The 20,218-nt window shown below is 69.5% G+C and carries 20 protein-coding genes; 11 read left to right on the forward strand and 9 right to left on the reverse strand.

Annotated features, from left to right (window positions below; all coding sequences use genetic code 11):
• The first annotated feature begins 39 nt into the window (after window positions 1-39).
• The 6 genes from FB561_RS14940 (at window position 40) to FB561_RS14965 (ending at window position 6,056) form a co-directional block, all read left to right on the forward strand.
• Window positions 40-711, forward strand: coding sequence for a GAF and ANTAR domain-containing protein (locus tag FB561_RS14940; protein WP_145807122.1), 672 nt, complete (start codon window positions 40-42; stop codon window positions 709-711).
• Window positions 712-772: 61 nt separating this feature from the next.
• Window positions 773-2,116, forward strand: a complete 1,344-nt coding sequence (ngcE, locus tag FB561_RS14945; protein WP_145807124.1) for an N-acetylglucosamine/diacetylchitobiose ABC transporter substrate-binding protein — start codon at window positions 773-775, stop codon at window positions 2,114-2,116.
• A 59-nt stretch (window positions 2,117-2,175) separates the two neighbouring features.
• The gene (locus tag FB561_RS14950) at window positions 2,176-3,201 is read left to right on the forward strand and encodes an iron-siderophore ABC transporter substrate-binding protein (RefSeq protein WP_145807125.1); all 1,026 of its coding nucleotides are present in this window, start codon (window positions 2,176-2,178) and stop codon (window positions 3,199-3,201) included.
• A gap of 91 nt (window positions 3,202-3,292) precedes the next feature.
• Entirely contained in the window at window positions 3,293-4,351 is a 1,059-nt protein-coding gene (trpS, locus tag FB561_RS14955; protein ID WP_145807127.1) for a tryptophan--tRNA ligase, read from the forward strand.
• Window positions 4,352-4,360: 9 nt separating this feature from the next.
• On the forward strand, window positions 4,361-4,873 hold the full coding sequence (locus FB561_RS14960) for a 2'-5' RNA ligase family protein (RefSeq protein WP_145807129.1): 513 nt from the start codon (window positions 4,361-4,363) through the stop codon (window positions 4,871-4,873).
• Between the two features lie 28 nt (window positions 4,874-4,901).
• Window positions 4,902-6,056, forward strand: a complete 1,155-nt coding sequence (locus FB561_RS14965; RefSeq protein WP_145807131.1) for a YihY/virulence factor BrkB family protein — start codon at window positions 4,902-4,904, stop codon at window positions 6,054-6,056.
• A 48-nt stretch (window positions 6,057-6,104) separates the two neighbouring features.
• On the opposite strand, the gene FB561_RS14970 is transcribed toward FB561_RS14965, so the two are convergent.
• From FB561_RS14970 to FB561_RS14980, 3 genes are all read right to left on the reverse strand, one after another.
• Window positions 6,105-7,262 (reverse strand): D-alanyl-D-alanine carboxypeptidase family protein, encoded by a 1,158-nt coding sequence (locus FB561_RS14970; RefSeq protein ID WP_145807133.1) that lies wholly within the window; start codon window positions 7,260-7,262, stop codon window positions 6,105-6,107.
• A 76-nt stretch (window positions 7,263-7,338) separates the two neighbouring features.
• Window positions 7,339-8,280 (reverse strand): zinc metalloprotease, encoded by a 942-nt coding sequence (locus FB561_RS14975; RefSeq protein WP_145807134.1) that lies wholly within the window; start codon window positions 8,278-8,280, stop codon window positions 7,339-7,341.
• Between the two features lie 167 nt (window positions 8,281-8,447).
• A complete protein-coding gene (locus FB561_RS14980) occupies window positions 8,448-9,254 on the reverse strand; it encodes an LLM class flavin-dependent oxidoreductase (protein WP_145807136.1) in 807 nt (268 codons plus the stop codon).
• Between the two features lie 458 nt (window positions 9,255-9,712).
• Between FB561_RS14980 and FB561_RS14985 the strand changes: the two genes are divergently transcribed.
• Window positions 9,713-12,484, forward strand: a complete 2,772-nt coding sequence (locus FB561_RS14985; RefSeq protein WP_145807138.1) for a helix-turn-helix transcriptional regulator — start codon at window positions 9,713-9,715, stop codon at window positions 12,482-12,484.
• Between the two features lie 186 nt (window positions 12,485-12,670).
• Window positions 12,671-12,922 carry an SCO4848 family membrane protein gene (locus FB561_RS14990; RefSeq protein ID WP_145807140.1) on the forward strand — a complete coding sequence of 84 codons (252 nt, stop codon included), beginning with the start codon at window positions 12,671-12,673 and terminating at the stop codon, window positions 12,920-12,922.
• Window positions 12,923-12,924: 2 nt separating this feature from the next.
• On the opposite strand, the gene FB561_RS14995 is transcribed toward FB561_RS14990, so the two are convergent.
• Window positions 12,925-13,737, reverse strand: coding sequence for a helix-turn-helix transcriptional regulator (locus FB561_RS14995; protein ID WP_238335171.1), 813 nt, complete (start codon window positions 13,735-13,737; stop codon window positions 12,925-12,927).
• Window positions 13,738-13,786: 49 nt separating this feature from the next.
• Between FB561_RS14995 and FB561_RS15000 the strand changes: the two genes are divergently transcribed.
• Complete coding sequence (locus FB561_RS15000; protein WP_145807142.1) at window positions 13,787-14,620, forward strand: M55 family metallopeptidase; 834 nt, start codon at window positions 13,787-13,789, stop codon at window positions 14,618-14,620.
• Window positions 14,621-14,683: 63 nt separating this feature from the next.
• Complete coding sequence (locus tag FB561_RS15005; RefSeq protein WP_145807144.1) at window positions 14,684-15,115, forward strand: DUF2000 domain-containing protein; 432 nt, start codon at window positions 14,684-14,686, stop codon at window positions 15,113-15,115.
• Window positions 15,116-15,172: 57 nt separating this feature from the next.
• On the opposite strand, the gene FB561_RS15010 is transcribed toward FB561_RS15005, so the two are convergent.
• The 5 genes from FB561_RS15010 to sdhC all read right to left on the reverse strand — a co-directional run bounded on the left by FB561_RS15010 (window position 15,173) and on the right by sdhC (window position 19,050).
• Window positions 15,173-15,550: a peptidase inhibitor family I36 protein gene (locus FB561_RS15010; RefSeq protein WP_145807145.1), complete on the reverse strand. Its 378-nt coding sequence runs from the start codon at window positions 15,548-15,550 to the stop codon at window positions 15,173-15,175.
• 203 nt (window positions 15,551-15,753) lie between these two features.
• Entirely contained in the window at window positions 15,754-16,458 is a 705-nt protein-coding gene (locus tag FB561_RS15015) for a succinate dehydrogenase iron-sulfur subunit (RefSeq protein WP_133785106.1), read from the reverse strand.
• Window positions 16,458-18,200, reverse strand: coding sequence for a succinate dehydrogenase flavoprotein subunit (gene sdhA / locus FB561_RS15020; RefSeq protein ID WP_145807147.1), 1,743 nt, complete (start codon window positions 18,198-18,200; stop codon window positions 16,458-16,460). The genes FB561_RS15015 and sdhA overlap by 1 nt, the downstream gene beginning before the upstream one ends.
• A gap of 12 nt (window positions 18,201-18,212) precedes the next feature.
• Entirely contained in the window at window positions 18,213-18,671 is a 459-nt protein-coding gene (locus tag FB561_RS15025) for a succinate dehydrogenase hydrophobic membrane anchor subunit (protein WP_145807149.1), read from the reverse strand.
• A gap of 1 nt (window position 18,672) precedes the next feature.
• Window positions 18,673-19,050, reverse strand: a complete 378-nt coding sequence (gene sdhC, locus FB561_RS15030; protein WP_145807150.1) for a succinate dehydrogenase, cytochrome b556 subunit — start codon at window positions 19,048-19,050, stop codon at window positions 18,673-18,675.
• Between the two features lie 325 nt (window positions 19,051-19,375).
• Between sdhC and FB561_RS15035 the strand changes: the two genes are divergently transcribed.
• Window positions 19,376-20,191 (forward strand): MBL fold metallo-hydrolase, encoded by an 816-nt coding sequence (locus FB561_RS15035; protein ID WP_145807152.1) that lies wholly within the window; start codon window positions 19,376-19,378, stop codon window positions 20,189-20,191.
• Window positions 20,192-20,218: the final 27 nt, after the last annotated feature.

A 20,218-nucleotide genomic window follows, 5' to 3' on the forward strand; every position in this document is an offset into this window, starting at 1 on the left:
GCTGGTGGCGTTCTGTGCTACCCACTGGCTGGAGAATCGATGTCTGACCGTTCCGAGCAGTTCGGCGAGCTCGCGATGCACCTGCACGATCAGGACGGCGTGCTCGCGACCGTGGAGGGCGTGCTGCAATTCGCCGTCGAGGCGCTGCATTACGACCACGCGTCGGTGATGCTGATGAACCGGAAGCGGGCCGAGACGATCGCCGCGACGGACCCGCTGGTCACCCTCGCGGACCAGTTGCAGGTCGATCTCGGCGAGGGACCGAGCCTGCTCGCGATCAGCCGGCGCGACAACGTCCTGGTCAGGGACACCGTCGGCGACGCCCGGTGGCCCAAGTGGTCCCCGACGGCGGCGGAGGCCGGGATCCGCAGTGTGCTCGCGCTCCGGCTGTACACGGCACACTCCACCAGCGGCGTGCTGAACCCGGCGTCCTCCGAGCCCTACCGGTTCGGCGAAGGCGAGGCGGAGGCCGCCCAGTTGCTCGCGTTGCACGCTTCGATCGCGGTCGCGTCTGCCCGGCAGGAGGAGTCGCTCAAGCTGGCCGTGGACGCCCGGAAGGAGGTCGGCCAGGCGGTCGGCCGGCTGATGGAGCGGTACGGCCTCGACGCGGTCCGTGCGTTCGCCGTGCTGAAGCGCTACTCCCAGGACACCAACCAGCGGCTGAGTGTCGTGGCCGACCTGGTGAACCGCACCGGCCGGTTGCCCGCGTGACGCTGACGCGGCCGTGGACCGACCAGGTACTAGTGCCCCGCGGCGCACTAGTCTGCCGACCATGCTGACTCGGCGGGCTTTGCTGCAAGGGGGTCTGGCCGGTGTGGCGCTGGCCGGCTGTGCTTCGGGCGAGGAGGGGCCGGTCACGGACGCGGGGAACCCGTTCGGCGTCGCCGGGGAGACCCCGGTCGAGGTGGTCGTCTCCGAGGAGTACGGCGGGTTCGCGGCCCCGCAGTACCGGCGCAGGTACGAGAAGGCGGTCGTCACCGTCACGCCGACGAAGCAGTTGCGCGATCTGTTGCAGTCCCGGTTCGCCGCGGGGAGCCCGCCGGACGCCGTCCTGAACACGGGCGCGAAGGCGCTCACCGTGAGCCGCCTGGTCGCGGACAACCACCTCGCCGACCTCGGCCCGCTGCTGGACGCGCCCTCCTGGGAGAACAAGGACGTCCCGGTCAAGGACACGATGCTGCCCGGCCTGCTCGACGCCGGCCGGTACGAGGGCACGCAGCGCTCGCTGAACTACGTCGTCGACGTGTACGGCCTGTGGTACTCGGCCCAGCTCTTCCAGAAGCGCGGCTGGGACGTGCCGCGGACGTGGCCCGAGTTGCTCGCGCTGGGTGCCGAGATGAAGGCCGCGGGCGTCGGGCCGTTCACGTACGCGGGAGTGCACCCGTACTACGTGCTGGAGTCCGTGCTCACGCTCGCGGTGAAGACCGGCGGCCACGACGTGGTCAAGCGGATCGACAACCTCGAGGACGGGGCCTGGAAGGACAAGAACGTGATCCGCGCGATCACCGCGTTCGGTGAGCTCACCAAGCGCGGCCTGATCGCGCCGGGCAGCCAGCAGCTGGACCACCTCGGCTCGCAGACCCGGCTGGTCACGTCGAAGGCCGGCCTGCTGCCGTGCGGGAACTGGCTGGAGAACGAGATGAAGGCCGTCATCCCGCCGAACTTCGGGCTGACCATGATCGGGCTCCCGCCGCTGGACGGATCGGCCGCGCTGCCGCGGGGGGTCCACATCGCGCCGACCGCGCCGCTGCTGGTCGCGGAGAAGGCGAAGAACAAGGCCGGCGGGCTCGAGTACCTGCGGGCGATGCTGTCCAAGGAGGTCGCGGCCCAGGTCACCAGCGAGACGAACCAGCTGACCGTGGTCCGCGGCGCCGCCGACGGGCTGGAGATCAGCACCGCGTTGCGCTCGGCCCGGGACCTGCTGAACGCCGCCGGCGACCAGGCGATCCGCTGGTACTTCGACAGCTGGTACCCCGAGTTCGCGACCACGGCCGGCCGGCTGACCGCGCAGTACCTGACCGGCGCGTTCCGCCCGGACGAGTGGGCCGCCGGGGTCCAGGCGGCGGCCGACAAACTCAAGCAGGACAAGGCGGTCACCAAGTACCACCGTGACTGACGCGGCAACGAGCGACACAGGTAAGGTTAGGGCAACCTAACCAATCCTGTGAGGTTCTGATGCGCTCCCCGCTGCGGCCGCTCGCGCTGCTGGTTCTTCCCCTGCTGGCCCTGACCGCGTGCGGCTCCGGTGAGTCCGAGGACACCGCCGCGCAGACCGCGCCGTCGGCCGAGGCGGGAGCGTTCCCGGTCTCGATCCAGAACAAGTTCGGTACCGCCGAGATCAAGGCGGCGCCGCAGCGGGTCGTCTCGGTCGGCCTGGTCGAGCAGGACGCGCTGCTCGCGCTCGGCGTGACCCCGGTCGGGACCACCGAGTGGTTCGGTGAGAAGCCCGGCGCGCTGTTCCCGTGGGCGAAGGAGAAGCTCGGCGACGGGCCGGTACCGACCGTGCTGAGCGACAAGGACGGCATCCAGTTCGAGAAGATCGCGGCGCTGCGGCCCGACCTGATCATCGGCCTGTACTCCGGGATCACCGCCGACGACTACAAGAAGCTGACCGCGATCGCGCCGACCGTCGCCCAGCCGGCCGGCGTCCCGGACTACGGCGTCGCCTGGCAGGACGCGGCCCGCACCGTCGGCAAGGCGGTCGGCAAAGCGGGTCAGGCGGACGAGCTGGTGCAGGCGATCGAGCAGCGGTTCGCCAAGGTCCGCGCCGACCACCCCGAGTTCAAGGACAAGCCGGCATTGATGGCGACGCCGTACGAGGGGTACTTCGTCTACGGCACCCAGGATCCGCGGTCGCGGCTGCTGACCGACTTCGGGTTCAGCCTGCCGGCCGGGCTGGACAAGGTGATCGGCGACAAGTTCGGCGGCAACATCAGCGCCGAGCGGATCTCCGTGCTCGACCAGCAGGCGCTGGTCTGGTTCCCGACCAAGGGCGGCACCACGAAGCTGCAGAACGACCCGCTGTACAAGAACCTGAACGTCCGCAAGCAGGGCCGGGACGTGTTCGTCGAGGAGAACTACGACGACGAGCTGTACGGCGCGACCAGCTTCGTCTCGGTGCTCAGCCTGCCGATCGTGCTCGAGCAGCTGGTCCCGAAACTCGCCGCCGCCGTCGACGGGGACCCGGCCACCACGGCCTGATCGGGGTGGCCGAGGTCATAGCGCGGGCCCTATGAGCGCAGCGACCCGCCCCGGTGTGGGGTGGACCAGGGACGCTGGCAGAATCGGGGGTATGTCTGTTGCTGCGTCTGACCCCTCCGCAGCCGGATCCCAGCGCCGCCCTCGCGTGCTGTCCGGGATCCAGCCGACGGCGGACTCCTTCCACTTCGGCAACTACCTCGGTGCGTTGCGGCAGTGGGTGGCCCTGCAGGACGACCACGACGCGTTCTACTGCGTGGTGGACCTGCACGCGATCACGGTGGAGTACGACCCGAAGGTGCTGCGGGAGCGGACCCGCCGCTCGGTCGCGCAGCTGCTGGCGGCCGGGATCGACCCGGAGCGGTCCACGCTGTTCGTCCAGTCGCACGTCCCCGAGCACGCGCAGCTGAGCTGGGTGCTCGGCTGCATCACCGGGTTCGGCGAGGCCAGCCGGATGACGCAGTTCAAGGACAAGTCCGCGAAGGGCGGCGCCGACCGCGCCACCGTCGGCCTGTTCACGTACCCGATCCTGCAGGCCGCCGACATCCTGATCTACCAGGCCGACCGGGTCCCGGTCGGGGAGGACCAGCGCCAGCACCTGGAGCTGACCCGCGACCTGGCCCAGCGGTTCAACCACCGGTTCGGCAAGACCTTCCGGCTGCCCGAGGCGTACATCGTCAAGGAGACCGCGAAGATCGCGGACCTGCAGGACCCCACCGCGAAGATGAGCAAGTCGTCGTCCTCGCCGGCCGGCATCATCGACCTGCTCGACGAGCCGAAGGCGAGCGCGAAGAAGATCCGCTCCGCGGTCACCGACTCGGGCCGCGACGTCGTCTTCGACCCGGAGAACAAGGCCGGCGTGGCGAACCTGCTGACCATCTACTCCGCGCTCAGCGGCCGCAAGATCAGCGAGCTCGAGGACGAGTACGCCGGCCGCGGGTACGGCGACTTCAAGAAGGACCTGGCCGAGCAGGTGGTCGAGTTCGTCACCCCGTTCCGGGAGAAGACGCTCGGCTACCTGGACGACAAGGCCGAGCTGGACGCGATCCTGGCCGCCGGCGCCGAGCGGGCCCGCGCGGTCACCGAGCCGGTGCTGCAGCGGGTCTACGACCGGCTCGGCTTCGTGCCCGGCCCGTCCGGATCCGGCCGGTAGGGCGGCTGGATGGCGACGATCGGTGTCGCGATCCCGATCGCGGAACCCTACGGCTCGGAGCTGCAGAAGTACCGGGCGGACTTCGGCGACCCGATGGCCAGCTCGATCCCGACGCACGTCACGCTGCTGCCGCCGACCGAGGTGGACGACGCGGACCTGGCCGGGATCGACGAGCACCTGCTGCAGGTGGCCGCGCGGTTCCCGAAGTTCCGGATCCGGCTGCGCGGGACGGCGACCTTCCGGCCGATCTCCCCGGTGGTGTTCGTGACCCTGGCCGAGGGGATCTCCTCGTGTGAGGTGCTGCAGTCCCAGGTCCGCTCCGGTCCGCTCGAGGTGGAGCTGCGGTTCCCGTACCACCCGCACGTGACCGTCGCGCACGACCTGAACAAGGAGTCCCTGGATCGCGCGTACGACACGTTGTCGTCGTACGACTGCGCCTTCGACGTGGACGCGTTCAGCCGGTACGAGCACGGCGCGGACGGCGTGTGGCGGCCGCAGCGCGACTTCCCCCTGGCAGGCTAGTTCTCCTCACTCGGGGTACAGGAGAGCCATGGGCGTGGTGGAACGGGGCAAGGCGGTCTGGCAGCGGTTCAGCCGGTCGCAGGTGTGGCGGGCGTGGCAGCGGTACGGTAATCGGCGCGGTAACCGGCTGGCCGGCGCGACCACGTTCTTCGGCTTCCTGTCGATGTTCCCGCTGATCGTGCTGGCGGCGGCCGTCACCGGCGCGTTGCTGCCCGACTCGGCGGTCGACAAGCTCAAGGAAGCGCTGAAGACGAACCTGCCCGGCATCGGCGACAAGATCAACATCGACGGCCTGATCGCCAACGCCGGCACCATCGGGTTCATCTCGGCGGTCTCACTGCTGCTCACCGGTCTCGGCTGGATCGACTCGTTGCGCGCCTCGATCCGGTCGATGCACGAGCTGGACGACCAGCCCGGGAACGCGCTGAAGCTGAAGCTCACCGATCTCGGTGCGCTGGTCGGCCTCGGCCTGATCGGGCTGGTCGCCACGGCCGCGTCGTCGATCCTCACCGGGCTGTCGCAGCAGATCGTCGGCTGGACCGGCCTGGAGGGGACCTGGCTGGCGAACTGGGGGCTGGACTCGGTCAGCGTGATCATCGGGATCGCGTCCGGCGCCGTGCTGTTCGTGTACATGCTCAGCGCGCTGCCGCGGATCGTGCTGCCGCGCAAGGTCGCGCTGATCGGCGCGCTGGCCGGTGGGGTGCTGTTCTTCGCGGCGCAGAAGCTGGGCAACTTCTACGTCTCCAACGTGATCGGCAACAACGCCGCGTACGGCGCGCTGGCGCTGCCGCTGGCATTGCTGGTGTGGATCTACCTGATGACGCGGGCGATCATGCTGATCGCTGCGTGGACCAAGGAAGCGACGCTCGACCATCGCTGGCACACGGGCGAGGCCGAGGAGGCCGCTCGCGCCGCGATGCCGTTCGAGACGGATTCGGATGCCGTCGGGACGTGGAACGTACGGCGGCGGCCGACGGGCGCGGTCGGGACGACCGCGGTGCCGGCGGGTGGGCCGGACGAGGAAGGGCTGCTTCCTGGGCCGCCGGGGAAGCGGTTCAAGGTGGTGCCGATTCCGGCGAAGAAGGCCGATACGGTCGCGGTCGCGGCCGGTGCGCTGCTCGGGATGACGGCGACGGCCATCACCGTGCAGTTGGCGAGGGCTGCTCGCTCGTTCCGCCGCTGAAACCTAGGCGCTGACCTGGTGCCGGGCGGAGCTGTGCCTCGGGTGCTGTCAGTGGCGGCGGGCGTTGCGGGTGCGGTGGCGGCGGGCGTGGACGCGGAGAGCGCGGGGGCGGCGGAGGAAAAGGCTCAGCAGCAGAATCGGCGGCGCGGCGTATGCCCAGACCGGGACGCGGAACACGATCGCCTGGACGGCCTGGCCGGAGGCGAGCACGGTCCGGCTGCGCTGGGGGATCGGTGAACCGATCGGTGCCTTCTTCGACGTGGTGCGGCTCTTCCCCGTCGCGGGCACGGGAGCGGCCGGCTTGACCAGGGTCCCGACCGGCGTGAGCGCGCTGTAGTTCTTGAAGCCCCAGTCGAGCAGGTTGGTGGCGTCCTGGGTGATGCCGTGTGGTGAGTTCATCAGCGTGACGGCCAGGGTGTGCCCGTCCCGCCGGGCGGCGCCGATGAACGTGTTGCGGGCCAGCGTCGTGTACCCGGTCTTCACGCCGAGCGCGCCGTCGTAGTTGAACAGCAGCTTGTTCTGGTTCGCGACCTGGTAGGTACCGGTCTGCGCCAGCGGGAAGTTCGTGTACTTCGTCGACGCGTACTTCGCGAAGTCCGGCCGGGCCAGTCCCGCTCGGGCGAACAACGCCAGGTCGTACGCGCTGGACAGCTGCCCGTCCGCGTCGAGCCCGGTCGGGTCCGTGACGTGGGTGTCGGACGCCCCGAGATCCGCGGCGAGCTTGTTCATCCGCTGGATCGTCCCCGGGACACCGCCCTGGTCGTGCACGGCCAGCGCGTGCACCGCGTCGTTCCCCGAGGCGAGGAACATGCCCTGGAAGAGCAGGTCCACGCTGTACCGCAGGCCCGGGTACACGCCGACCTTGCTGCCCTCGATGCCGGCGTCCTTGTCGGTGCCGACGACCACGTCGCTCTTGTTCAGCCGGGGCAGCAGGACGAGCGCGGTGAGCGTCTTGAGCGTACTGGCCGGGCGCAGCTTGGCGTGCGGCGCCTTCGCGGCGAGGACGGACCCGGTGGTCAGGTCGGCGAGCACGAACGCGGACGCCTGCACGGCCGGCGGTGTCGCGCCCTCCGCGACCACCGTCGGCGCCGACGTCAGCCGGGCGCCGCCGACCGGGCTCTGGGGGCCCAGATCGGCGGCGCTCGCGGTGAGCGGACCCGCCACCACCAACGCGGTGGTGGCGCAGGCCGCTAGAAGCGCACGCATCGGCGGCACTCTAGACAAAATCCGGTCCAGGAGTCACGCCGGGATCCGCTTCGCGGTCAATCGTTGCCGGGCCCGATCAGGCGCGGTACGCGGTCCACATGTTGCTGATCCGGGTGCTCTGGCCCGGCGTGAACTGGTTGTAGCAGGAGTCGTAGGAGTAGTCCATGTAGTTGCGGATCGGGTCGAGCCCCGGCAGCGAACACGAGTCCCGTCCGGTCGGGCAGCCGCTGGTCGCACTGCGCTGCGCGGGCGTGTCGGACACCGAGTCGTTCGTGCTCGTACACCCGCCCTGGAACGTGTGGTAGAGCCCGAACCAGTGCCCGGCCTCGTGGGTGGCCGTCTTGCCGAGGTTGTAGTTCGTCGACGAGCCACCGGGCAACGAGCTGTACTGCACCCGGATCCCGTCGATGCTCGGGTTGCTCGCGTAGTCCCACGGGAACGTGGCGATGCCGAGGTAGCTGAAGTTGACCAGCCAGATGTTCAGCGCGTTCTTGCCACCCTTGCGGGTCTGCGCGCGGTACGTGGTGCTCTGGCCGTCCCGGTGCCAGGTGCTGTTGTTGTACCGGTAGGTGCCGGCCAGGTAGAACGAGAAGCCGGTGTTCGCCGCCTGCGAGGACTCGCCGCCGGCGAAGTTCTGGTTCAGCTCGGCGATCTGCTGGGTGATCTGCGAGCTCGTCACGTCACCGGCGCCGGAGCTGCTCCGCATCACGTGGATGTAGACCGGCACACTCGCCGCGGCGAGCGTCCCGGCCTTCGGCGCGAGACCCCGCGCCTGCTTGGCCTTCAGGATCTCCGCGGTCCGCGCGTCGATCGCCTTCTGCTCGGCCGCGCTCAGCTCCCGGTGGTCGGCCTCCTGGCCGCCGCGGGCCGAGGTGGCGTTCTCCGGCGTGAAACACGGATTGCCGAGCTGCTCGGCCGGCACCTTGGCCGTCGCCTGGCCACTGAGTGGGCTGAACACGAGCGCCGTGCCGGCCAGCAGGACGGCCAGGGCGCGAGGACGGGTGATGAAAGATCGCATGGCGCGCTCCTCCAGAATCGGGCCGCTTGGGCGGTGCGGCCGAATCAGCCGATTTTCAGCGCGATCCCGGGAACTGCAAAGCGATCGACCGGCCTAGAAGTGCCACGGCAGTACTGCGCCTCCGTCGCTCACCTGGCCGCGTCGGTCACGCGCCTGGCCCGCGTCGGTCACGCGCCTGGCCCGGCTCGGAGGACCGCGCGGACCTCGGCCACGGTCACGTGCTCGGGATCGAAGTCCACCAGCCGCCAGGTGGCGCCGGCTTCCTCGTACGGGCGGGGATCCACCTCCGGCTCCAGCCCCACCACGACGTCGAACGGTTCCTCCGCGCCGAACGTCTTCAACTCCGCGAGGATCTCCGCCACCTGGTCGGCATGGTCCAGGTTCACCGGGAAGAACCCGTCCCAGCGCACGGCTCGCTCCATCGGCTTCCGCTTCCCCGGGAACCCGGCCACCCACACCGGTACCCGCGGCCGCTGTACCGGTGTCGGCTCGAACGTCAACCCGTCCACCCGATAGTGCTCACCCTCGAACCGCACTTCCTCGCCGGACCAGGCTCCCGCCAGCACCGCCAGCGATTCGTCCAGCTGCTGAGCCCGGACGCGATCGTTCACCTCGTCGCCGGTCGCCGAGAACTCCCGCCCGAACCGGTCACTCCCGAGCCCGACCCCGAGGACCAGGCGCCCGCCACTCAACTGATCCAGCGTCGCCGTCTCGCGCGCCAGCTTCACGGGCCTTCGTCGCGGCAGCGGGGTGACCATCGGACCCAGCCGGAGCCGCTCGGTCCTCGCGGCGACCGCGGAGAGCACCACCCAGGGATCGGCGACCGCGCGGATCGGTGGGTTCCAGTTCACGTGGTCCCACACGAAGAACCCGTCCCAGCCGGCGTCCTCGGCCTCCACCGCGAGCTGGACCACGGTCGCCGGGTCGGACAGCTCGTCGAACAAGGGCAACCACAACGCCGAACGCAGGCTCACGACAACTCCGATTCCGCTGGCTCGATGGCCGCGAACTCTTCCTCGGGAGCGGAGGCCACCAAGTGATGCCGGCTGTAGAACCAGAAGTATGCCAGCGTGACCACGAACAGGACGGCCGTGATCGCCGGCGCTCTTTGCGCGCCTTCCTCACAGGAGCCGCTCAAATCCTCGACCAGGGAGCCGGCACGGGCACAGCCGGGTCAGTGGACCCGACGCAGGTACGACACGCCCGGGATCAAAACGAGTCGAGGGGACGGCTCTGGGTGGCTGAACCAGGTAATCGGAGGTGCTGGCCGCACCCTACGCCCCGAAGCGCCGCCGGATCGGGGAACTGGGAGTGTCAACAGGATGGTGACAAGGGGGTGGCGGTGACGTTTCCGTGTGTGACACTCGCCGTGTCGATTGGCACTCGACTGTGATGCCGGGCGAATGTAATCCTTCGGGGAGAATGTGGATCGATGACTGACGACGAGCTGGTCGGGCGCGCCGGGCTGGTCGAGCGTGCGCGGACGCAGCTCGAGACCAGCGGCAGTGTGCTGCTCTACGGGCCGACCGGGATCGGCAAGTCCGCGCTCGGCCGCGCCCTCGTGGCGGAGCGGTCGCGGGCGGGCTGGCGGGTGCTGAGTGCCGCACCGTCGCAGAGCGAGGCCGGTCTGCCCTACGTCACGCTCCTCGATCTGCTCTCGAACCAGCTCGAACTCGCCTGGCAGGTACTGCCGGACCATCTCCGCCAACCGCTCGAGGTCGCGCTGCTCAAGGCGAGCGCACCCGACACCGTGCGGGACGAGCTGGCTGTCCGGCTCGCCGTGTTGCACGTCCTGCGGCGGCTGGCGGCGTCCGGTCCGGTGCTGCTGGTCGTGGACGACATCCAATGGGTCGACCCGTCCAGTCTCGAAGTACTGACGTTCTGCGCGCGCCGGTTGAACGAAGGCGTCCACATGCTCGCCACCGAGCAGGTCGCCGACGGCGATCTCCCCGTGATGGCCGAGGCCTGTCCCGAGCCCGTGCTGCAGCTCGAGGTCCCGCCGCTCGCGGAGCCGGACGTCCTCGCCCTGCTGCGGAGCAGGCTCTCCAGTCCCCTCCCGGTCCGGACGGCCCGGCGCATCTACACGGCCAGCGCGGGCAACCCGTTCATGGCGTTGGAGCTGGGACGGGCCGTGCTCCGGCATCCGCAAGGTGTGTCGCCGAACGATCCGCTCCCGGTGTCGAGCCGGCTGAAGACCCTGCTCGGTGACCGGCTGGCCGCTCTGAGCCCGGCGGCCTACGAGCTTCTCCTGCACGCCGCCTCGTCCCCACGTCCGACTACCAGTCAGCTGTGCCGGTCGCTGGGACGCCCCGTCGATCGCGAGCTCGCCGAAGCCGAGGGGCTTGGGCTGATCGACGTGTCGTCGGACCGGCTGCGCTTCAGCCATCCACTGCTGCGTGAGTTCGTCTACGCGGAGGCGACGTCGGCCGCACGTCGGCAAGCCCACGCGCAGCTGGCCGCAGTGGTCGAGGAGCCGGTGGAGAACGCGACCCACCGCGCCCTGGCCACCCAGGAAGCGAACGCCGAGCTCGCGGTCACCATCGAGGACGCGGCCGCGACGGCCGGAGCCCGCGGTGCGTTGGGTGCCGCGGCGACCCTCTGGCGCCTGGCCGCCGAGCGGACGCCCTCGGACCACCCGGACGACCGCGCTCGGCGGCTCACCCGCGCCGCGGACGACGCGGCGGCCGCCGGTCACCTCGTGGAGTCCGCGGAGATGGCGCGTCGCGCGGTCCAGGCGGCGACCCGTCCCGACGTGAAGGTGCCCGCGCTCCTGCTGCTCGTCGACGCCGCGTGGCCCGAGCACGACCAGCGGATCGAGCTGCTCGACGAGGCGTTCGAGGCCGCGCTCGGCGACGACCAGTTGCTGGCCAAGGTCCGCGTCGTGCAGAGCCACAGCGCGTACTTCGACCGGCGGCTCGACGACGCCCGCGAGGATGCCCGCGCGGCCGAGGAGCTGGCCCGCAAGTGCGACGACACCGAGGTCCTCGTCGACGCCCTGAGCGCGGCGAACTCGGTCGAGATCGCCGTCGGCGGTGGCCAGACGGCGGATCGGCTGCTGGAGCAGGCGGCCGAGCTGGCGCTGGAGCTGCCGCTCACCAAGACCGTCGTCCACGCCCGGCAGATGGCGGCGATGCGCGAGCTCTTCCGTGGCCGGACCGATGCCGCGATCACGGGGATCAGTGGACTGGTCGACGAGGTCCGCGCGGTCGGTGCTGTCCGTTGGCTGGCCGGCATCCTCATCTCCGCGACAGCGATCTACGAACGCAGTGGCCATGGCGCGGACGCGCTCGCGGCCGGGCACGAGTGCCTGCAGCTGATGCAGGATCTTGGCGACGAGCCCGAGGTCGGCATGGTCATCGCCTCGCGCGCCGAGTGGGCCGGTGGCACGGCGACCATGGCCCGCGAGCTCGCCGACGCGTCCCTCGAAGCGGTCCGCACCATCGGCAACGACGAGTGGACCGGACCGGCCCTCGCGAGCGTCGGTCTCGTCGGTGTGCTCACCGGCGACCCGCAGCGCGCGGTCGAGGCGTTCGACGCGATCGCCGACTCGGGGGAGGCGGCGATGCCGTACGACCCGGCGATCATCCCGTGGCACGCGGACTATGCCGAAGCCCTGGTCGCGGCCGGGCGGCTGGACGACGCGGCCGCGCTGATCGCCGAGATCCGGGAGCGGGCCGAGACCTTGGACCGCGAGGTGATCAAGGTCGGGCTGGCCCGCGCCGAGGCACTGCTGATCGCGAAGCAGGGCGACCCGGCGGCGGCGCTGGAGCTGCTGGAGAAGACGCTCGACGGCGCCGGCGATCGGGTGTACCCGCTGGACCTGGCCCGGTGCGAGCTCACCCGTGGACGCGTCGCCCGGCAGGCCCGTCGCCGGTCGGTGGCGCGCACCGCCTTCCTGGACGCGATCGAGCAGTTCGAGTCGTACGGCGCCCCCGCCTGGCGGGAGGTCGCCGAGACCGAGCTCGCCCGGCTCGACGTGCCGAGCCGGTCCCGGCAGCCGTCGGAGCTGACCGACAACGAGCAGCAGATCGTCGCGATGGTGCGGGACGGCTCCACCAACCGCGAGATCGCCGCAGCCCTCTACCTCAGCGTCAAGGCGGTCGAGTCGCAGCTCACCCGCCTGTACCGCCGGTTCGGGGTGGCCAACCGCACCCAGCTCCTCCGCACGGTCGACCGCAACGGTCCCGACCTCGCCTCCCGCTGAGTCCCTCCGGACGCGGCCTCGCGCAAAGGGAAACCCTTGAGGTGACCCGTCAGTAGCTTCGAACCTCTTGCCGGTCGCGACGACATCGAGAAACCTCGTCCTCACGGAGAGAGCTCGCCCCTCGCTCGGGGCGGCCGAGTGAGGCGCGGCCGCCCCGCTCCGGATCGCGTTTGCGAGACTGGAGGGGTGAAACTCGAACGCAAGCACGCGCTGGTCCTGATCGGCGTCGCGGTGTGGAACGTGGTCACCTACGCGACCTTCATCAAGAACCTGGCCGCCACCGAGGGCCGGCCGACCGGGTACTACGTCGCGCACACCGTGCTGATCGTCGTCAACCTGGGCATCGCCGGGGTGCTCGGCAGCTGGGGCGTCAAGGCCTACCGGGCCAACCGCGCCGTGGGCTCCGAGCCGGCGCCGAAGGCCGACCTGAACGCCTGAGGTCAGACCCGGGCGAACCGGCTCGGGGTGACGCCGAGCATCCGGCGGAAGTGCCGGGTCAGGTGCGACTGGTCGTAGAACCCGGCCAGTTGCGCCACCTCGGTCGCCGGCCGCCCGGCCAGCAGGTACCGCCGGGCCAGATCGACCCGCCGGCCGGTGAGATACCGATGCGGCGGCATCCCGAACTCCCGGCTGAACGCGCGGACCAGGTGCGCCGGATGAGCGTGCACCAACCGCGACGCCTCGTCGAGCGTGATCCCCGTCGGCAGGTGCGCGTCGAGCACTTCGCGCAGCTTGTGGGCCACGCCCGGATCGCGGCGATCCGGTGGTGCGCTGACGGCCCGGAGCAGGTGCTGCCGAAGACGTTCCTCCACCAGCAGCAGCCGGCTCTCCGCCTCGAGCGGCTCCCTGCCGTCCGCGAGCACTCCGTGCAACTGGTGAATCCGCCGGCGCAGCACCGGATCCACCAGCTCCGGCTGATCCACGGCCGCGCCGATCACGTCGTACCCCAGCCGCTCCGGCTCCAGGTAGAGGACGCGTTTGCGGAAGCCCTCCGGACGGACCGAGCGGCCGTCGTGCGGGACGTTCGGCGGTAAGAGGGAGACCTGTGTCTGGGCCAGACCGTGCTCGCGATGATCCAGGTCGTAGCGGACCACGCCCTCGTCCACCAGGAGCACCGTCCAGGCATCGTGCGTGTGGCTCGGGTACGCGTGCGAGGGGAAGTACGCGTGCAGGACCTCGACGATCCCGTCCACCGCGGGGCGCCACGCACTGACCTCGGCACCGGCCTTCACGTTCCCGACCATACGCTTCACCCGCAAGGACATACGCTGCTGTCCACAAGCCGACGGCGAAGGGGATCGCGTGCGGGTCTACATCAGCGCGGACATGGAAGGCATCACCGGACTGGTCGACGCCGAGGACGTCCAGCCACCGGGCCGCGACTACGAGCGCTCCCGGGGGATGATGACCGAGGACGTGAACGCGGCGATCCGCGGCGCGTACGACGCGGGCGCCAGCACCGTCCTGGTGAACGACGCCCACGGTCCGATGCGGAACCTGCTGCCCGACCAGCTCGACTCGCGGGCCGTGCTGATCAAGGGCCGGCCGAAGCCGATGGGCATGATCGAGGGGCTCACCGCGGAGTACGACGCCGCGCTGTGCGTCGGCTTCCACGCCCGCGCCGGGGTGCTCGGCGTCCTGAGCCACAGCTACATGGGTCATGAGATCGAGGACATGTGGCTCGACGACCAGCCGGTCGGTGAGATCGGCATGCTTCATGCGGCCGCCTCCTCGCTCGGCGTGCCGGTGGCGCTGCTCACCGGCGACGACGCGGCCTGTGCCGAGATGACGGACTGGGACGCCACCGTCCGGACGGTCCCGGTGAAGTTCGCCAAGGACCGCTTCGCCGCGGAGCTCGTCCCGGTCCCCGATGCCCGCGCGACGATCGAGGCCACCGCGCAACTCGCGCTGCGCAATCTCCCCGAGCGCCCGCGGGCCGATGGGGCCGCGCCCCGCCGGCTCGCCGTGCGCTGGCAGTCGGCCTCGGTCGGCTCCCACCTGACCGCGATCCCCGGGGTCAAGCGCCAGGACGATCGCACCGTCACCGTCGAGGCGCCGATGATCGACCTGTACCGGCTGTTCAACCTGTTCCTGCGTGTCGCCACCGCCGTCACCTCCAATCCGCCGTACTGCTGAACCACTGAAGACGTTTGAAACGTACAAGCGTCGACCGGTCCGGCTACGGCAGATTCAGGAGCTGTGGACAACGAGAACCAGCCCCAGCGCTTCGACACCAAGATCGCCGTCCTGCTCCGCGACGACCTGGCTACCTGGCAACGACTGAACGTCACCGCGTTCCTGGTCAGCGGGATCGCGGCGACCCTGCCTGAGGTGGTCGGCGAGCCGTACGAGGACGCCGACGCGACCCGGTACCTGCCGATGTTCCGGCAGCCGGTGCTCGTGTTCGAGGGGTCGAAGGAGTTCATGAGCGTCGCGCACGGCCGTGCGCTGAGCCGGCAGATCCCGCACTCCGTCTTCACGGCCGATCTGTTTGCCACTGGCAACGATCGGGACAACCGCGCGGCCGTTCGCGCGGTCCGGCGGGACGAGCTCGACCTCGTCGGCTTCGCGCTGCACGGCCCCAAGAACGCGGTCGACAAGATCCTCAAGGGCTCCCGCATGCACCCGTGACCGCGAACGGCCCCCGGAGATCATGGAGATCCCGGGGGCCGCGCAAGGTGGTACCGGTCAGCAGACGAACTGGAAGCTCTCCGCGTCGTTGTCGAAGCCGACCAGCTCCAGGTTGCTGTAGGACTCGCCCGCGGCCAGGTCCACCGACCGACCGCCGAAGTTGTCGTCCGCGTACAGCCGGACGGTGCACGTGGTCTCGTTGCGGACGGACGAAATCTCGTTGTCGCCGTCCCAGCCGTCGATGTCGCAGCCGTCCGGGCAGTTGGCCGGCGTCGCGTCGACGTACTGGCTGCCCGTGTAGTTCGGGTCCTCCCACATCCGCACCGAACCGGCCGCCGGGGCGCTTTCCGAGGCAGACGCGGGGTTGATGGCGCCGAACGTCGCGACGGCCAGGCCACTGATCATCACGGCTGCTGCTACACGCTTGCGGAACATCGTCACTCCTTCTGTCAGCTGATCTCGCGGAACCCCTTCATCAAAAGCGCGCCGGCTTTCAGAACGGTCTCAAACGTCTGTCGCAATCCGCTCGCAGAACAGCTGAGATCCGGGCGCGAAACAGTCGTTGCCCAGTCGTCATAAAACGCCGAAAACGCCCCCGGAAGTGAGCATCCGGAGACGTTGTCGGGGTGATGCGAAGATCAGACGCGGCGGAAGATCAACGCCCGCTTGACTTCCTGGATCGCCTTGGTGACCTCGATCCCGCGCGGGCAGGCGTCGGTGCAGTTGAAGGTGGTCCGGCAGCGCCAGACACCCTCCTTGTCGTTCAGGATCTCCAGCCGCTGCTCGGTGCCCTCGTCACGGCTGTCGAAGATGAACCGGTGCGCGCCGACGATCGCCTGCGGGCCGAAGTACTGGCCATCGGACCAGAACACCGGGCAGGACGTGGTGCACGCGGCGCACAGGATGCACTTGGTGGTGTCGTCGAACCGGTCCCGGTCCGCCTGCGACTGGATCCGCTCCCGGGTCGGCTCGTGCCCGCTGGTGACCAGGAACGGCATCACCGAGCGGTACGCGTCGAAGAACGGCTCCATGTCGACGACCAGGTCCTTGAGCACCGGCAGGCCCTTGATGGGCTCGACGGTGATCTCCTTGTCCGGGTTCAGGTCCTTGATCAGCGTCTTGCAGGCCAGCCGGTTGCGGCCGTTGATCCGCATCGCGTCGGAACCGCAGACACCGTGCGCGCAGGACCGGCGGAACGTGAGCGTGCCGTCCTGCTCCCACTTGACCTTGTGCAGCGCGTCCAGCACCCGGTCCGTCGGCTGCAGCGTGACCGAGTACGTCTTCCACTCGGCCTCGTCGACGACCTCCGGGTTGTACCTGAGGATCTTGACCTTGACGTCCATCAGTACTTGCGCTCCATCGGCTTGTAGCGGGTCTGGACGACCGGTTTGTAGTCGAGCCGGATGCTGGCGTTGCCGTCGGCATCGACCTCGCGGTACGCCATCGTGTGCCGCATGAAGTTCACGTCGTCGCGTTTGTCGTAGTCCTCGCGGAAGTGCCCGCCGCGGGACTCCTTACGCGCCAGCGCGGACTCCACCAGGACCTCTGCGAGGTCGATCAGGAAGCCCAGCTCGACCGCCTCGAGCAGGTCGGTGTTGAACCGCTTGCCCTTGTCCTGCACCGAGACGTCCGCGAACCGCTTCTTCAGCGCCTCCAGATCGGTCTGCGCCTGCTTCAGCGAGCCCTCGGTCCGGTACACCTGCGCGTTCAGGTCCATCGTCGCCTGCAGGTCGGACCGGATCGCGGCCACCCGCTCCTGGCCGGTGGACGTGCGCAGACCCTCGATCAGGTCGACCACGAAGTCCTCCGGCTGCTCCGGCAGCTCCTCGAACTCCGCCGTCTCCGCGTACTCCGCGGCCGCGATCCCGGCGCGCCGGCCGAACACGTTGATGTCGAGCAGCGAGTTCGTCCCGAGCCGGTTCGCACCGTGCACGGACACGCAAGCGACCTCGCCCGCGGCGTACAGGCCGGGGATGACGTCGTCGTTGTTGGCCAGCGCCTCGCCCTTGATGTTGGTCGGGATGCCGCCCATCGCGTAGTGCGCGGTCGGGAACACCGGGATCTGCTCGGTGTACGGCTCCACACCCAGGTAGGTGCGAGCGAACTCGGTGATGTCCGGCAGCTTCGCGTCGATGTGCGCGGGCTCGAGGTGGGTCAGGTCGAGCATCACGTACGCGCCCTCGGGGCCGCAGCCACGTCCCTCGCGGACCTCGTTCGCCATCGCGCGGGCCACCATGTCGCGCGGGGCTAGGTCCTTCACGGTCGGGGCGTACCGCTCCATGAACCGTTCGTTGTCCTTGTTCCGCAGGATGCCGCCCTCACCACGGGCCGCCTCCGACAGCAGGACGCCGAGTCCGGCCAGGCCGGTCGGGTGGAACTGGAAGAACTCCATGTCCTCCAGTGGCAGGCCCTTGCGCCAGACGATGCCCATCCCGTCGCCGGTCAGGGTGTGCGCGTTCGACGTGGTCCGGAAGACCTTGCCGAACCCGCCCGAGGCGAACACGATCGACTTCGCCGAGAAGATGTGCAGCTCACCGGTGGCCAGCTCGTACGCGACCACGCCGGTCGCCTTGCCGGCCACCATCAGCAGGTCGAGCACGTAGAACTCGTTGAAGAACTCGACGTTCTGCTTGATGCACTGCTGGTACAGCGTCTGCAGGATCATGTGGCCGGTGCGGTCCGCGGCGAAGCAGGACCGGCGGACCACGGCCTCACCGTGGTTGCGGGTGTGGCCGCCGAAGAACCGCTGGTCGATCTTGCCCTCGGCGGTCCGGTTGAACGGCAGGCCCATCTTCTCCAGGTCGAGGACCGCGTCGACGGCCTCGCGGCACATCACCTCGGCCGCGTCCTGGTCGACCAGGAAGTCGCCACCCTTGACCGTGTCGAAGGTGTGCCACTCCCAGTTGTCCTCCTCGACGTTGGCCAGCGCGGCACACATGCCGCCCTGGGCCGCGCCGGTGTGGGACCGGGTCGGGTACAGCTTGGTGAGCACCGCGGTGCGAGTGCGCTTGCTGGACTCCAGCGCGGCGCGCATTCCGGCGCCGCCCGCGCCCACGATCACCACGTCGTACTGATGGCGTTGCATTACGGGCGTTCCTTACTTGCTGCAGACCGACAGCGTGGAGTTGGGGTCGAGGCAGGGGTCGAAGGTGAAGATCACCAGGGTGCCGAGCACGACGATCACGATCGAGGCGGTGATCAGCAGGGACTTCAGCCAGAACCGGGTCTGGTCCTTCTCGGCGTAGTCGTTGATGATCGTGCGCAGCCCGTTCGTGCCGTGCAGCATGGCCAGCCACAGCATCAGCAGGTCCCAGACCTGCCAGAGCGGGTTGGCCCACTTGCCGGCCACGAAACCGAAGTCGAGCGCGGTGATCCCGCCGCCGAGCATCAGGTTGGTGAACAGGTGGCCGAGCACCAGCACGACCAGGGCGAGCCCGGACAGCCGCATGAACAGCCAGCTGTACAGCTCGAAGTTGGTCTGGCCGGACCGGTTGCGGCCGCCGCCCTTGAGCGAGCGGGATCGGCCGGCCGAGCGCGGCTGGGCGATGTCGGTCATCTCAGCCTCCGAACACGTGGGTCAGGTGCCGGATGACGAAGGGCACGAACAGCACGAACCAGACGACACCGACACCGATCATCAGCTGCCGCTGGTACCGCGGGCCCTTGGCCCAGAAGTCCACCAGGATCAGCCGGATGCCGTTGAAGGCGTGGAACAGGATGGCGGCGACCAGGCCGACCTCGAGCAGGCCGACGATCGGGTTCTTGTAGGTGCCGATGACCTCGTTGTACGCCTCCGGCGACACCCGGACCAGCGCGGTGTCGAGCACGTGGACCAGGAGGAAGAAGAAGATCCCGACCCCGGTGATGCGGTGCGCCACCCACGACCACATACCCTCGCGGCCGCGGTACAAGGTGCCAGCTGGCTTGCTGGGCAAACCGATCCTCCGATCGGACGACAGACCAGAGCCGGGAAACGCGGCGACTCCGGGGCGCCCAGACTGGGTGTTCCGCATGGCTGAGGGGGCCGCGCGCGGCTCGGCCTGGAAGGGGACCAGGCCGTTCCTGATGTTATCGCTGCGCTGAACGCTTTCTCGCCCGGTCTCGTGTGACATCGCTCTCCAGGGTGTTCCAGGTCACGGAACCGCTGGTTCCGTGGGAAGACGGGCGTCTTGGTGGCTCCCGTGATTCCGGATGAAGTGGCCCGTGCCGAACAGGCCGTCCGGGCCTAGGTTGGGAGGCAGGACAAGAGAGGGGATCACGGTGAGTTTCTGGATCTGTGCGACGTGTGCCGTCGAGCACTCCGGCAAGGTCGAGGTGTGCGCCATCTGCGCCGACGAGCGGCAGTGGGTACCGGCCGACGGGCAGCGCTGGACCACGCTCGACGAGCTGGCCGGGCGGGGGTACGAGGTCCGCTTCAAGGACGTCGAACCAGGGCTGGTCGGGATGACGTCCGAACCGGGCGCCGGAATCGGCCAGCAGTCGATGCTCGTCACGACGAGTGAGGGCAACCTGCTCTGGGACCCGATCGGGTACCTCGACGACGCCGCCGTACGCCGGATCGGTGAACTGGGCGGTGTCGCGGCGATCATCGCGAGCCACCCGCACATGTACGGGGTACAGGTGGAGTGGAGTCATCGGCTCGGCGACGTGCCGGTGTACGTGTCGGAGGCGGACGCCGAGTGGGTCGCGCGGCAGGACGCGGTGATCCGTACCTGGTCGGGGACGCTGGAGCCGTTGCCGGGGATCACGGTGATCCAGCCGGGCGGGCACTTCCCCGGGAGCGCGGTCGCACACTGGGCGGAAGGGGCCGAGGGCAAGGGCGTGATCCTTGCCGGCGACACCATCTTCGCCAACCCGGACCGGACGTCGGTGAGCTTCATGCGCTCGTACCCGAACCGCATCCCGCTGTCGGGTGCCGTGGTGGATCGGGTGGCGAAGGCGCTGGACGTCTTTTCGTACGACCGGTTGTACGGGAACTTCGGAGCGTCGATTCCCGAGGACGCGCGCGGGGTGGTTCGGCGGTCGGCGGATCGGCACGCGGCGTGGGTACGGGGGGACTTCGATCATTTGACGTGAGCAGCGCCGACGCTGACGGCTTGGACC

The organism is Kribbella amoyensis, assembly GCF_007828865.1.
Taxonomy (GTDB): domain Bacteria; phylum Actinomycetota; class Actinomycetes; order Propionibacteriales; family Kribbellaceae; genus Kribbella; species Kribbella amoyensis.